This is a genomic window from Arthrobacter pigmenti (assembly GCF_011927905.1).
Lineage (GTDB): Bacteria > Actinomycetota > Actinomycetes > Actinomycetales > Micrococcaceae > Arthrobacter_D > Arthrobacter_D pigmenti.
The window spans coordinates 1,150,918-1,164,172 of record NZ_JAATJL010000001.1 but is presented as its reverse complement, the minus strand read 5'-3'; the positions used below and the strand labels follow the sequence as shown (position 1 = coordinate 1,164,172).

General features: G+C 65.4%; 12 protein-coding genes. 2 read left to right on the top strand and 10 right to left on the bottom strand.

Features of this window, described 5'->3' with window-relative positions:
• From BJ994_RS05395 to argC, 7 genes are all read right to left on the bottom strand, one after another.
• Positions 1–1,203, bottom strand: a complete 1,203-nt coding sequence (locus BJ994_RS05395; RefSeq protein WP_167992261.1) for an argininosuccinate synthase — start codon at positions 1,201–1,203, stop codon at positions 1–3.
• A 42-nt stretch (positions 1,204–1,245) separates the two neighbouring features.
• Complete coding sequence (locus tag BJ994_RS05390; protein WP_167992259.1) at positions 1,246–1,770, bottom strand: arginine repressor; 525 nt, start codon at positions 1,768–1,770, stop codon at positions 1,246–1,248.
• Positions 1,767–2,714, bottom strand: coding sequence for an ornithine carbamoyltransferase (gene argF, locus BJ994_RS05385; RefSeq protein ID WP_167992257.1), 948 nt, complete (start codon positions 2,712–2,714; stop codon positions 1,767–1,769). The genes BJ994_RS05390 and argF overlap by 4 nt, the downstream gene beginning before the upstream one ends.
• On the bottom strand, positions 2,711–3,904 hold the full coding sequence (locus BJ994_RS05380; RefSeq protein WP_167995872.1) for an acetylornithine transaminase: 1,194 nt from the start codon (positions 3,902–3,904) through the stop codon (positions 2,711–2,713). Before BJ994_RS05380 ends, argF begins: the two co-directional genes overlap by 4 nt.
• 170 nt (positions 3,905–4,074) lie before the next feature.
• Complete coding sequence (gene argB / locus BJ994_RS05375; RefSeq protein WP_167992255.1) at positions 4,075–4,986, bottom strand: acetylglutamate kinase; 912 nt, start codon at positions 4,984–4,986, stop codon at positions 4,075–4,077.
• Between the two features lie 15 nt (positions 4,987–5,001).
• Positions 5,002–6,171, bottom strand: coding sequence for a bifunctional glutamate N-acetyltransferase/amino-acid acetyltransferase ArgJ (argJ, locus tag BJ994_RS05370; protein ID WP_167992252.1), 1,170 nt, complete (start codon positions 6,169–6,171; stop codon positions 5,002–5,004).
• A complete protein-coding gene (gene argC, locus BJ994_RS05365) occupies positions 6,168–7,199 on the bottom strand; it encodes an N-acetyl-gamma-glutamyl-phosphate reductase (RefSeq protein WP_167992250.1) in 1,032 nt (343 codons plus the stop codon). Before argC ends, argJ begins: the two co-directional genes overlap by 4 nt.
• A 115-nt stretch (positions 7,200–7,314) precedes the next feature.
• Here argC and BJ994_RS05360 point away from each other — a divergent pair, with 115 nt between their 5' ends.
• Entirely contained in the window at positions 7,315–8,280 is a 966-nt protein-coding gene (locus tag BJ994_RS05360) for a quinone oxidoreductase family protein (RefSeq protein ID WP_167992248.1), read from the top strand.
• Between the two features lie 34 nt (positions 8,281–8,314).
• On the opposite strand, the gene pheT is transcribed toward BJ994_RS05360, so the two are convergent.
• Positions 8,315–10,852 (bottom strand): phenylalanine--tRNA ligase subunit beta, encoded by a 2,538-nt coding sequence (gene pheT / locus BJ994_RS05355; protein WP_167992246.1) that lies wholly within the window; start codon positions 10,850–10,852, stop codon positions 8,315–8,317.
• 2 nt (positions 10,853–10,854) lie between these two features.
• Positions 10,855–11,949, bottom strand: coding sequence for a phenylalanine--tRNA ligase subunit alpha (pheS, locus tag BJ994_RS05350; RefSeq protein ID WP_167992244.1), 1,095 nt, complete (start codon positions 11,947–11,949; stop codon positions 10,855–10,857).
• Positions 11,950–12,102: 153 nt separating this feature from the next.
• Here pheS and BJ994_RS05345 point away from each other — a divergent pair, with 153 nt between their 5' ends.
• Positions 12,103–12,549 carry a DUF4157 domain-containing protein gene (locus tag BJ994_RS05345; RefSeq protein ID WP_167992242.1) on the top strand — a complete coding sequence of 149 codons (447 nt, stop codon included), beginning with the start codon at positions 12,103–12,105 and terminating at the stop codon, positions 12,547–12,549.
• Here BJ994_RS05345 and pcp read toward each other — a convergent pair.
• A complete protein-coding gene (pcp, locus tag BJ994_RS05340) occupies positions 12,546–13,196 on the bottom strand; it encodes a pyroglutamyl-peptidase I (RefSeq protein WP_167992240.1) in 651 nt (216 codons plus the stop codon). The two genes, BJ994_RS05345 and pcp, sit on opposite strands and share 4 nt — an antisense overlap.
• Between the last annotated feature and the right edge of the window lie 59 nt (positions 13,197–13,255).

Below are 13,255 nucleotides of genomic sequence, written 5' to 3'. Positions count from 1 at the left end.
CTAGTTCCCGGCCCTCTGATCGCGGCCCGAGGCCACCTTCGATGACAGCCCGAAGATCTCGATGAAGCCGCGGGCCATCGATTGGTCGAACGTATCGCCGGTGTCGTAGGTGGCCAGGTTGAAGTCGTACAGGCCGACGTCGGACCGCCGGCCGGTCACCGTGGCGCGGCCGCCGTGCAGGTCCATCCGGATGTCGCCGGAAACGTAGCGCTGCGTGTCGTCGATGAAGGTTTCGAGTGAGCGCTTCAGCGGCGAGAACCACTGGCCGTCGTACACCAGTTCGGTCCAGCGCTGGTCCACCGTCTTCTTGAACCGTGCCTGCTCGCGTTCGATGGTGACATTCTCGAGTTCGCGGTGTGCAGCGATGAGCGCCATCGCCCCGGGTGCCTCGTAGATCTCGCGGCTCTTGATACCGACCAGGCGGTCCTCGACGATGTCGATCCGGCCAACGCCCTGGGCACCGGCCCGGCGGTTCAGCTCTTCGATCGCCTGCAGCGGTGTCACGGCGCTGCCATCGATCGCAACGGGAATGCCCTCCTTGAAGGTGATCGTGACCTCATCCGACGCCGGGGAGAACTCCGGCGAATCCGTGTAGTCGTAGACGTCCTTGGTAGGGCCGTTCCAGATGTCTTCGAGGAAGCCGGTCTCAACGGCGCGTCCCCAGACGTTCTGGTCGATCGAGAAAGGGTTCTTCTTGGTGGTCTCGATCGGCAGGCCCTTTTCCTCGGCGAAGCCGATCGCCTTGTCCCGGGTGAGTGCGAGGTCCCGGACCGGGGCAATGCACTTCAGATCCGGTCCGAGGGTCTGGATGCCCACCTCGAAACGGACCTGGTCGTTGCCCTTGCCGGTGCAACCGTGGGCGACGGTCGAGGCGTTGAATTCGCGGGCTGCGGCCACCAGGTGCTTGACGATGACCGGACGCGAAATCGCCGACACCAGCGGGTAGGCGTCCATGTAGAGGGCGTTCGCCTTCAGGGTAGGCATGCAGTACTCGTTGGCGAACTCGTCGCGGGCATCTGCCACGTAGGCTTCAACGGCGCCGCAGCCCAGCGCACGCTGGCGGATGGTCTCCAGCGACTCGCCGCCCTGTCCGACGTCGACGGCGACAGCAACGACTTCCGCGCCGGTCGCCTCCGCGATCCATCCGATGGCTACCGATGTGTCGAGTCCGCCGGAATAGGCAAGGACAATGCGTTCGGTCACTTCAAAGCTCCTCTTGTTGGTTCAGGTTGTAAAAGAATGTGTTCAGGACGCGGCTTCGTGGGCAAACCGCAGGAATCGCTCGGCCAGGTCGGCGCCGCCTGCCGGGTCGCGGGTAACCAGCAGGATGGTGTCGTCACCGGCGATGGTACCGAGCACAGATGGCATCACGGAATGGTCGATCGCCAGGGCGAGGAAATTCGCTGCTCCCGGAGGGGTTCGCAGGACAACAAGGTTTCCCGACGCCTCAGCTGTCACGAGCAGTTCCCCGCACAGCCGGGATAGTCTGCTGTCCAGGATCTCCTGAGTCACTCCGCTCTGCGGAGCCCTGCCGCCACCCTCACCCGGCACTGCATAGACGAGGGCACCTTCCTTGCCACGTACCCGCACGGCACCCAGTTCCACCAGGTCACGCGAGAGTGTGGCCTGGGTGACCTGCACGCCGTCGTCGGCGAGGAGGTCTGCAAGCTCGGACTGGGACCGTACAGACTCCGCGGTCAGCAGCGCCGTAATTCTGGCCTGCCGGGCGGTCTTCGTCGTCGGCTGGACGCTCGGTTGCCCGACGGTCATGATCGCTCCACGAGCCACACCATCAGCGCCTTCTGTGCGTGCAGCCGGTTCTCCGCCTCGTCCCAAACGACTGACTGCGGCCCGTCCAGCACGCCCGCCGAAATTTCGTAGCCCCGGTACGCGGGCAGGCAGTGAAGTACGACGGCGCCGGAATCGGCCTGCTCCAGCAGGGCCTCATCCACGGCGTAGGGCCGGAACAACTCGAACCGGGCGGCCTTCGCGGCGTCGTCCTCGATTTCCTGGCCCATGGAGACCCACGTGTCAGTCGCGACGACGTCGGCTCCGGCTACTGCCTTCGCGGCGTCCGTGGTGATGAGAACTGAGCCGCCGGTCTCGGCTGCGCGCTGGTTGGCGGCGGCGATGATCCGTTGCTCGGGGAGGAACCCCTCTGGACCGGCGATCCGGACGTGCATTCCCGCTGTCACACCCGCCAGCAGGTAGGAGTTTGCCATGTTGTTGGCGGCATCTCCCAGGTACGTCATAGTGAGCCCGGCCAGCGTGCCCTTGTGCTCACGGATGGTGAGCAGATCCGCAAGCAGCTGACAGGGGTGGTAGTCGTCCGAGAGCGCGTTGATGACGGGCACGCGCGAGGCTGCGGCCATCTCCTCGAGCCCTGCCTGCGCATAGGTGCGCCAGACGATCGTTGCGACCATCCGCTCGAGGACCTTCGCCGTATCAGAGATGGACTCCTTGTGGCCCAGCTGGGATTCGCCGGCACCGATGATGAGCGGCACGCCACCCAAATGGGCGATGCCTGAAGCGAATGACACCCGGGTTCGTGTGGATGTCTTGTCGAAGATCACGGCAACGGTCTTGCGCCCTTCATTCTCCCCCGCGTAGACGGCACTCGAATAGGGCGCCTTCTTCAGCTCAAGGGCGAGGTCGAGCACCTCGGTCTGCTCGGACTGCGTAAGGTCCGTGTCAATCAGGAAGTGGCGGGTCATGCTGGTCTCTCCTTGGCGGTCGTCAGGATGGCGGGCAGCGCGTCGAGGAAACCCTGCGCTTCGCTCCTGGTCAGGATCAGCGGCGGTGCCAGACGCAATGTGAGCGGCGTGGGCGCATTGATGATGAACCCCTGCGTAAGCGCCTCCTGCACCGCGGCGGCAGCATATTCGCCGTCGAGGTCGAATCCGATGAGCAGTCCGTCACCCCGGACATCGACCACACCGCCGACGGCGGCGAGATGCTCTCGCAGGAACGCGCCGACGTCGTTGGCGTTCTGCAGTACAGCGCCCGCCTCAAGCGCATGGAGGGTTGCAAGCGCCGCAGCCGTGGCGACCGGGTTGCCGCCGAAAGTGGTGCCGTGCTGACCAGCGGTCAGCAGTCCTGAGACATCCGGGCCGAAAGTGATCAGGGCTCCGACGGGAAAGCCGCCACCCAGCCCCTTGGCCAGGGTCATGGCATCCGGTGTGATGCCGCTGCCCTGGTGCGCGAACCACCGTCCGGTACGTCCGACACCGGTCTGTACCTCGTCGAGGATCAACAACGCGCGCGCTTGCGTGGTGAGTTCGCGTGCCCGCTGGAGGTAGGAGGCGCGCAGCGGCCGGACTCCTGCTTCACCCTGGATGGGCTCGAGGACGACGGCGGCAACAGACTCATCGACCGCAGCCTCCAAAGCCTCCACATCGTCGAAGGGAAGGTGCTCCACCCCGCCCGGGAGCGGTTCGAACGACTCCCGGTAAGCCTGTTTCGACGTGAGCGCCAGGGCTCCCATGGTTCGGCCGTGGAATCCGCCTTCAAGTGCCAGGATCCGGCTGCGCTTCGGCGTACTGTTGCGGCGCGCGAGCTTGAAGGCGGCCTCGACCGCTTCGGTACCTGAGTTCGCGAAGAACACCTTTGAGCCGTCCGGGGCACCGGCGAGCTGCAGGAGCCTCTCGGCGAGGGCCACCTGCGTGGGGCTCGTGAAGAAGTTTGAGACGTGTCCCAGCGTTGCCAGTTGCGAGGAGATCACCGACGTGACGAAGGGATGCGCATGGCCGAGCGCGTTCACCGCGATGCCGCCCAGCAGGTCCAGGTACTGTTTGCCGTCAGCGTCCCAGACCAGGCAGCCGGCACCGCGCACGAGCACACGCTGCGGCGCCCCGAACACGCCGAGCACGGAGTTCGAGTACCGCCGAAGCCACTCCTTACCCATCGCCGGCTCAACGAGGGCTGATGCGGTGCCGGGCGCGGAGTCCAGGGCGGTTTCCGGGGTTCGCGCTCGGTGGCCCCCCCGATCGTCAGCAAGCTGCCGATCGGGGCCCCTGCCACCTCCCTTAGCATCTTTGGGCGGGAAACCGCCCTGAACGGAGTGGCCGGTCTCACTCACGCGATCACGTCCTCGTCCGGTACCACCTGGGTGCCGATTCCCGCCGTCGTAAATATCTCCAGCAGCATGGAGTGTGCCTGGCGCCCGTCAACGATGTGCGCGCGTTCCACTGAACCGTCGACTGCCTTCAGGCACGCGGACATCTTCGGGATCATCCCGGATTCAAGGCCCGGCAGCAGCTCGCGCAGCTCGGTGGCGGTGAGCGAGGAGATCAGGCTTGATTGATCGGGCCAGTTCGAATACAGGCCCTCGACATCGGTGAGAATGACCAGTTTGGAGGCGTGCAGTGCATCGGCAAGCGCGGCGGCGGCTGTATCGGCGTTGACGTTGAGCACCTGATTGGTCCCGCTGCCGGCGTGATCGATTTCAGGGGCGACCGTCGAAATGACCGGGATGCGCCCTGCTTCGAGGATGTCGAGGATCGCCGACGGGTTCACTCCAACCACTTCGCCCACGAGCCCGAGGTCAATTTCCTCACCGTCAACGACCGTACCGGTGCGCACAGCCTGCAGGAGACCTCCATCCTCGCCCGAGAGTCCGACGGCGTAGGGCCCGTGGGAGTTGATGAGACCGACGAGTTCCCTGCTTACCTGCCCTGTAAGGACCATACGGACAACGTCCATGGCTTCCGGAGTGGTCACACGGAGACCGCCCTTGAACTCCGAGGTGATACCGAGGCGGTCCAGCATCCCGTTGATCTGGGGGCCACCGCCGTGGACGACCACGGGTCGGATGCCCGCATGGTGAAGGAAGACGACATCTTCGGCGAAAGCGCGGCGCAGCTCGTCGTTGACCATGGCGTTGCCGCCGTACTTGATGACCATGGTGGTGCCCGCGAAGCGCTGGATCCAGGGCAGGGCCTCGATCAGCGTTGCCGCCTTGTCCTGTGCGGTGTTCAGAGAGTTCATGTTGTCCTTCGAAGCTCAGCTCGAGTAGGCCGAGTTTTCGTGCACGTAGTCGTGGGTAAGGTCATTGGTCCAGATGGTCGCCGACTCTGACCCGGCGTTGAGGTTGATTTCGACCGTGACGAGCCGCGGGGCGAGGTCAACCAGCTCGCGTGGTTCCCCGATCCCGCCGTCCCGGCAGATCTGGACCCCGTTCATCGCGACGTCGAGGCGGTCGGGTTCAAAGGCGGCGTCTGTTGTACCCACGGCTGCCAGGACGCGTCCCCAGTTCGGGTCCTTGCCGAAGATTGCGGCCTTGAAGAGATTGGAACGGGCGACTGCGCGGCCAACGGTCTCGGCATCAGTTTCAGTTGCCGCGTTGATCGTGCGGATGGCGATGGTGTGGCTGGCGCCTTCGGCGTCCTCGATCAGCTGGTGGGCCAGTTCGGAGCAGACACCCGTGAGCGCTTCAGCGAACTGCGCCGGATCCGCCTTCACGCCGCTGGCGCCTGAGGCGAGGACCACAACGGTGTCGTTGGTGGACATGCAGCCGTCGGAATCGGTGCGGTCGAAGGTCACCCGGGTGGCGGCGCGCAGCGCGGTGTCGAGCGTTTCGGAGTCCACCAGGGCGTCGGTCGTGAGCACCACGAGCATGGTCGCCAGTCCGGGTGCCAGCATCCCTGCCCCCTTGGCCATGCCGCCGATGGAATAGCCCTCACTCGGCTCATCCGGTGAAGACGGGTAGGACGCTGTCTTCGGCACCGAGTCCGTGGTCATGATGGCTGCCGCGGCGGCCGGTCCCCCGCCGTCGGACAGGTGCTGTACCGCTTCTCCCACGCCGGCGAGCAGCTTATCCATGGGAAGTTGCTCCCCGATCAGGCCGGTGGAACACACGAAGACGTCCGTAGCCGATATCCCCAGTGTCTCGGCGGTGACTTCGGCAGTCTTGTGGGTGTTCTGGAAGCCCTGTGGGCCGGTGCACGCATTCGCTCCGCCCGAGTTCAGCACCACGGCGTCAACCCGGCCGTCCGCTACCACCTGGCGGGACCAGTGAACGGGTGCCGCGGCCACACGGTTGGAGGTAAAAACGGCTGCGGCGTGATGCAGCGGGCCATCATTGACGACGACGGCGACATCGCGCGCCCCGGTGGACTTCAGTCCCGCCGCTACTCCTGCCGCACGGAAACCCTGTGGTTCGGTGACGCTCACGGTGCAACTCCTGCCCCGGTCAGGCCCGCGGTCTCATCAAGTCCGAGGGCAATGTTCATGGACTGCACGGCGCCGCCGGCTGTTCCCTTGGTGAGGTTATCGATCGCGCAGCTCACGATCACCCGGCCCGCGTGCTCATCAAACGCGAGCTGGAGCAGGACCATGTTGGATCCGACCACCGACTTGGTTGCCGGCCATTGGCCCTCGGGCAGCAGCGTGACGAAAGGTTCGTCGTCGTAAGCGTGTTCCCAGGCCTCACGCAACTGCGACGCAGACGTTCCCGGAACCGCCCGGGCAGTGGCGGTGGTGAGGATGCCTCGCGACATCGGGGCCAGGGTCGGTGTGAAGGACACAGTGACCGGGTTGCCGGCTGCCCAGCCCAGGCCCTGCTCGATCTCCGGCGTGTGCCGGTGGCCGCCGCCTACGCCGTAGGGGCTCATCCCACCGATCATCTCCGAACCGAGGAGGTGGGGTTTGAGTGACTTGCCGGCGCCGGACGCGCCCGAGGCAGAGACGATGACGACGTCGTGCGGCTCCAGCAGACCAGCCGTGAAACCGGGAGTGAGCGCAAGCAGCGCGCTCGTCGGGTAGCAGCCCGGCACAGCAACGCGGCGGGCACCACGGAGGGCCTCGCGCCGGCCGGGCAGTTCAGGGAGCCCGTAGGGCCAGGTGCCTGCGTGGCCCGGTCCGTAGAACCGTTCCCACGCGGCCGGGTCTTCGAGCCGGTGGTCGGCCCCGGCGTCGATCACCAGCGTCTTTTCGGGCAGTTGCGCGGCGATGTCCGCGCTCGCGCCATGCGGCAAGGCGAGGAAGACGACGTCGTGCCCTGCGAGGTTTTCCGCGCTGGTCTCCTCCAGAATGTGGTCGCTGAGCGAATGCAAGTGCGGCTGGACCTCGCCGAGCCTGCTGCCTGCACTGCTGTGGGCGGTGATCGCTCCGATGGTGACACCCGGGTGATTCCCGAGCAGGCGCAATACTTCTCCGCCCGCGTATCCGCTGGCCCCGGAAACCGCTACCGAAATACTCATGCGGTCAATCGTACAGTAAATCTATTCACTCCATCACATAAATATTCACGCGAGGAATGAGCCGACGCTTACTTGGGTTGATCACAACAGACCACCAAGGAGAGGAAAACCCGACATGCCCATAGCCATTGTTGCCCGAAGCGCTGGAGGACCGGATGTCCTGGAGCCTGCCGAAGTGGACAAGCCAAGCCCTGCCGGTTCGCAGCTTCTGGTCAAAGTCGCGGCGGTCGGCGTGAATTTCATCGAGACCTACCAGAGGTCCGGGGTTTATCCCGTCGACTATCCGTTCGTGCCGGGAGCTGAGGCCGCCGGCGAGGTAGTGGAGATTGGACCTGATGTCCGGGACTTCTCCACAGGAGACCGCGTTGCCTTCGCCGAGGGCTCGGCCACCTACGCCGAGTTCACGCTCATCGACGAGGCGAAAGCCCTGCCGGTACCGAATGGCGTGGACCTTGAAACCGCGGCGGCCCTCCCTCTCCAGGGCATGACGGCCCATTACCTCATCAATTCCACCTTCCACGTCCAGGCCGGCCAGACTGTGCTCACGCATGCCGGCGCGGGCGGTACCGGGCTGCTTCTCACCCAACTCCTCAAGTCCAAGGGAGCACGGGTCATCACCACCGTCTCCACCGATGAGAAGGAAAACCTTGCGCGCGAAGCGGGCGCCGACGTTGTACTCAGGTACGAGGATTTCCCCGGCCGGGTACGTGACCTGACGGACGGTGAAGGCGTGCATGCTGTGTTCGACGGCGTCGGCAGGGACACTTTCGACGGCTCGCTGGAATCGCTGCGCGTACGCGGAACGCTTGTCCTCTTCGGTGCCGCCTCTGGCCCCGTACCGGACTTCAACCTGCAGCGGCTCAACGGCGCCGGCTCGCTGTACGTGACGCGCCCCAGCCTTGGCTTCTACCTTCGCACCGCCGATGAGCGGCGTTGGCGCTCAGGCGACATCTTCTCCGCCGTGGCGGACGGGAACCTGTTGGCACGCATCGGACAGCGCTATCCGCTCGAGGATGCGGCCCGGGCCCACCAGGACCTGCAGGCACGCAACACCACGGGGAAGGTTCTCCTGATCCCCTGATCATCGACGTGGCCGCTGCTAAAATCGATGGCGGTCAGCGCTGGACGGCGCCGTGGCGAACAGCGGCGAGCTGGACCGCCTGGTCGCGGGCGGCACTCGCTTCATCAGCGGTGAGCGTCCGGTCGGTCGCACGGAATCGCAGCGCGAAGGCCAGCGATTTCTTGCCGTCCGAGATCCCCTGTCCGGAGTAGACATCGAAGAGGTGCACCTCTTCGAGCAAATCACCTGCACCTTCGCGGAGGGTTTCAAGGACTTCGTCCGCGGGAAGCAGACCGTCCACCACTAGCGCGACATCCTGCGTGGTCGCGGGGAAGGTGGACAGGTGGCGGGCAACGATGACATCCGGTGCTGCGTCGAACAGCAAGCCCACGTTGATTTCCAGCGCTACCGTCCGCGGCGGCAGGTCCTGCGCCGCGAGGAGCTTGGGGTGCAACTCTCCCGCGTAGCCGAGTACGTCCCCGTTGCGAAGGCTCACGCGAGCGGTACGCCCAGGGTGGAACGCCTGGTGCTCGCCCTGCTCCACCACGAGGTCCACGCCGACGACGTCGGCCATGAGCCGGACGGTGTCCAGCGCATCCGCCCAGTCCCATGCCCGAGGCGAATGACCCGCCGCGGCGGGTGAATCGTTGCCGAGGAAGACGGCCGCGATGGTCAGCGGCTGCTGTGGCAGGCCCGTGTAGAGCGCATCGAGGGTTTCGCCATCCGGTAACGCACCGAGCGGCGGAATGTCAGCGGTACCGAGCTTTTCCAGCGGCAGGAACACCAACCCGGCTTCAAACAGGGCGAGGTCACGGAAGCCACGCGAAGAGTTCCGCTTCGCCACCTCGATCAGTCCGGGCAGGATCGAACGCCGCAGGAAACCGAACTCCGCGCTCAACGGATTGGCCAGCTTCACCGACGGCCCGGTTCCCTCAGCTGCCCCGAAGGAGTCATTCGCCTCCTGGGACACGAAGGGATAGGACAGCACCTCGGTAAGTCCGGCGTCAGCGAGTGCCCCCAAAACCCGGCGTCGCTGCTGCTGCGACCGGGTAAGACCGCGTCCGGGCGGTGCAACGGGAAGCCGGGAGGGAATCTGGTCGTAACCCACCAGCCGTGCAACCTCTTCGGCGACGTCGTCCTTGATGGCAAGGTCCTGACGCCAGCTTGGGGCGGTGACCCGCCAGCCGCCGTCGTACTCTTCAACTTCAGCACCCAGGTCCGTGAGGGCGCCGACTACCTGCTCCGGGGCGAAGTCGATCCCGATCCGCTCGGAGGCGTAGGTGGCCGGGAGGTCGATCACCACGGGTTCGGGTGCGGTCCCAACGTCAGTGACGGCCTTGTCTGCGGTTCCGCCGGCAAGACTTTCGAGCAGATCCACGACCCGCTGCGCGGCGACGTCGGCGATGTGCCAGTCCACTCCACGTTCGAACCGCTTGGAGGCTTCCGAGGGCAATTTGTGACGCCGGCGGGCGCGGGCGATGGACACCTCGTCGAAGTGCGCGGCCTCCACCAACACATCGGCTGTGGCCTCGGATACCTCGGTTGCGGCACCGCCCATGACGCCGGCGATTCCGATGGCGCCCGAGGCGTCGGTTATCAGGAGGTCTTCGGGATACAGCTCGCGCTTGCGATCATCGAGGGTAACGATCGTTTCACCGGCTTCGGCCCGGCGCACAACGATGTCACCGGTCAACTTGGCGAGGTCATAGCAGTGGGTGGGCTGCCCGAGCTCGAGCATCACGTAATTGGAGATGTCCACGGGCAGGGAGATGGAGCGGATCCCTGCGAGACGGAGCCTGGAAATCATCCACTGCGGAGTCGGGCGCGCGGCGTCGACGCCGCGCACCACCCGCGCCACAAACCGGTCGCAGCCGGGCCTGCCGTAGATGGGCGTCTGATCTTCGAGTCGAACCGGATATCCGTCGCCGCCGGCGGGATCCACAACGACGGCGCCGGCAGGGTCAGTGAATTTGCCGCCGGTGGCGTGGGCGTACTCTCGTGCGATCCCGCGGATCGAGAAGCAGTAGCTGCGGTCCGGGGTGACGTTGACTTCGGCTGCCTGGTCATAGAGCCCGAGCAGCTCCATGGCGTCCGAACCGATCTCCGGGTCCAGCCCAAGGGTGTCCAGCACCAGGATTCCCTCGTGGTCATCTCCGATGCCGAGTTCACGGACCGAGGCGATCATGCCAGCAGAGACGTGGCCGTAGGTCTTCCGCGCGGCGATCCGGAAGTCGCCCGGCAGAACGGAGCCCGGAAGCGTGACGACGACCTTGTCCCCCTCGACGAAGTTGTGGGCGCCGCAGACAATCCCCTGGACGCCGGAGGGATCGATGCCCTCGCCGGTCAGGGTCTGTTCGGCGCCGTCGGGGACTACCCGCACCTGGCACCAGTTGATGGTCTTGCCGTTGCTCTGTGGCTCCTTCTCGACGGAGAGCACCTGGCCCACCACAACCGGCCCCGAGAGGGTGTCGGTGGGACGGTGGACGGCCTCTTCCTCCAGGCCCACCTTCACCAGTTCGGCCAATACGTCTTCGGCCGTTGCTTCGGCCGGTACCTGCGCGTACTCGCGCAGCCAGGACAGTGGTACTCGCACGATTAGATCTCCATCCCGAAGTGCTCGCTGAAACGTACGTCGCCCTCAATCATGTCGCGCATGTCCCCGACCTCATTGCGGAACATGAGCGTGCGCTCGATACCCATGCCGAAGGCGAAACCCGAGTAGACCTCAGGGTCTATGCCCGCGGCGCGCAACACGTTGGGGTGGACCATGCCGCACCCGCCCCACTCGATCCATTGGGGGCCGCCCTTGGCACCCGGGTGCCAGATATCGAGCTCGGCGGAAGGCTCAGTGAAGGGGAAGAAGTTGGGGCGAAGGCGGATGCCGGCGTCGTCGCCGAACATGAGCCGGGCAAAGTGTTCCAGGGTTCCGCGCAGATCGGCCATGCTCAGGCCCTTGTCGATTGCGAGACCCTCGAACTGGTGAAAAACCGGGGTGTGCGTGGCGTCCAGTTCATCGGTCCGGAAAACCTTGCCCGGGCAGAGCACGTAGATCGGCACGTCCCGTTCAAGCATGGCCCGCACCTGCACGGGCGAGGTGTGGGTACGCATCACGAGGTGCGCTTCGGGCGGTTCGACGAAGAACGTGTCCTGCATTTCCCTCGCCGGATGATCGGGCTTGAAATTCAGTGCGTCGAAGTTGAACCACTCGGACTCCACCTCCGGGCCTTCGGCGATTTCCCAGCCCATACCGACAAAGATGTCGCTAACGCGCTCCTGAAGGATGGATAACGGGTGCCTGGCACCTGCACGACGACGGCGCGGAGCCGCCGTAACGTCCACCGCCTCCTCGATGAGGATGCGGGCATCCCGCTCGGCTTCAAGCTCCGTTGCCCGGCCGGCGAGGGCCTGGTTGATCCGTCCGCGAGCGGGCCCGATGTTCTTCCCGGCGAGCGCTTTCTGATCCTTCGGCAGTGCGCCGATCTGACGGTTCGCGAGACTCAAGGGGGATTTGTCCCCCGTGTGCGCCAGCCGCACTGACTTGAGGGCGTCGAGGTCCTGCGCTGCCGAAATATCGCTCAGAGCGCGGTCGACTGCCTCGCCGATGGCCGCTGCGTCCAGTGGATCGGGCGCGACGACGGAAGCAGTCGCCTGGGTATCCGCTGGACGGGCGGGCGTGGTGGGTTCAGACATGAGAGTGCAATACCTCGGGTTGTGAGCGCAGTGGGTGCCGCTACGGACTACCGGATTTCCGGAACCGGCGGCCTAGTCAGTCTAGAGGACCGGACGCAGCAGCCCCGAATGCGTTGCCGGTCATTGTGCAGGGCGTATCCCTAGACTGGGGGCATGAAGGGCAGCGATCTTGCGCGTGCGGCGCTCAACTGGCTCAACGGGTCGACCCTCCTGGGCCTGGTTGCGGCGCGGCTGGGCCACTGCGAACTGCAGTCCGGTACCCACGGCTTGATCTTTGCCCACCGCTATTCGCTGTCGCTTCCCCATGCTTCCGCGTTCACGCTCGGTAACGTTGTGCTGTTTCGGGCCGGACCGGGAACCGTTGCGAAGCGGCCGGCGCTGGTTGCCCATGAGGCCCGGCACAGTACCCAGTACGCGCTGTGCCTGGGCTTGCCGTTCCTTCCGCTCTACTTCCTGGCGGCGGGCATTTCGGTTCTGCTGACCGGTGATCCTGCATCGCGGAACCCTTTTGAGCGCGGCGCCGGGCTCAGCGACGGGGGATATGTGGAGCGGCCCGTCAGGCCGGCGTTGCGGCGCAAACGCACTATGGCGCAGCCTTAATGTTCGGCACCTGCGGGCAGCGGAATGTCTACTGCGTCCTCGGCGCTGACCAGCGCAATAATGGCAAGCGCTGACGCCATCTCTTCAATCGGGAGTCCTGCCGTGCCGTGGACGGCAGCCTGCTCACTCGAGAACGGCACATGGATGAAACCTCCGCGGGCGCGTTCAGTCCCGGCCATCCCATCCGCAAGCGAGTCCATCAGCCCATAGAAGACATGGTTGCAGACATAGGTCCCCGCGGTCTGTGACACGGCCGCCGGGATGCCGGCACCGTGCAGCGCCAGCAGGCTTCGCTTGATCGGCAGCGCACTGAAGTACGCGGCGGGCCCGTCCTTCCGCACCGGCTCATCAACCGGCTGGTTACCCGCGTTATCCGGGATGCGCGCATCGTCCACATTGATGGCGATCCGCTCGAGGGAGATCTCCGCTCGTCCACCCGCCTGGCCGACGCACAACACGAGCTCCGGCCTGTGAGTACGGAGAGCGTCCCGCAGGACCGCGATGCTCTGCCCGAATACGCAGGGCAACTGCACCGCTACAGCGGGGACGTCCTGCGCCATGAGCCTGCTTGCGGCATGCTCTGCGGCCTCCCATGACGGATTTACCGTTTCGCCCCCGAAAGGCTCAAAACCGGTGATGAGAATCATGCGCCAAGCTTACGCCGCGCGCAGGAGTCCTCCACTTTTGATGGAATATATGTTCTAAT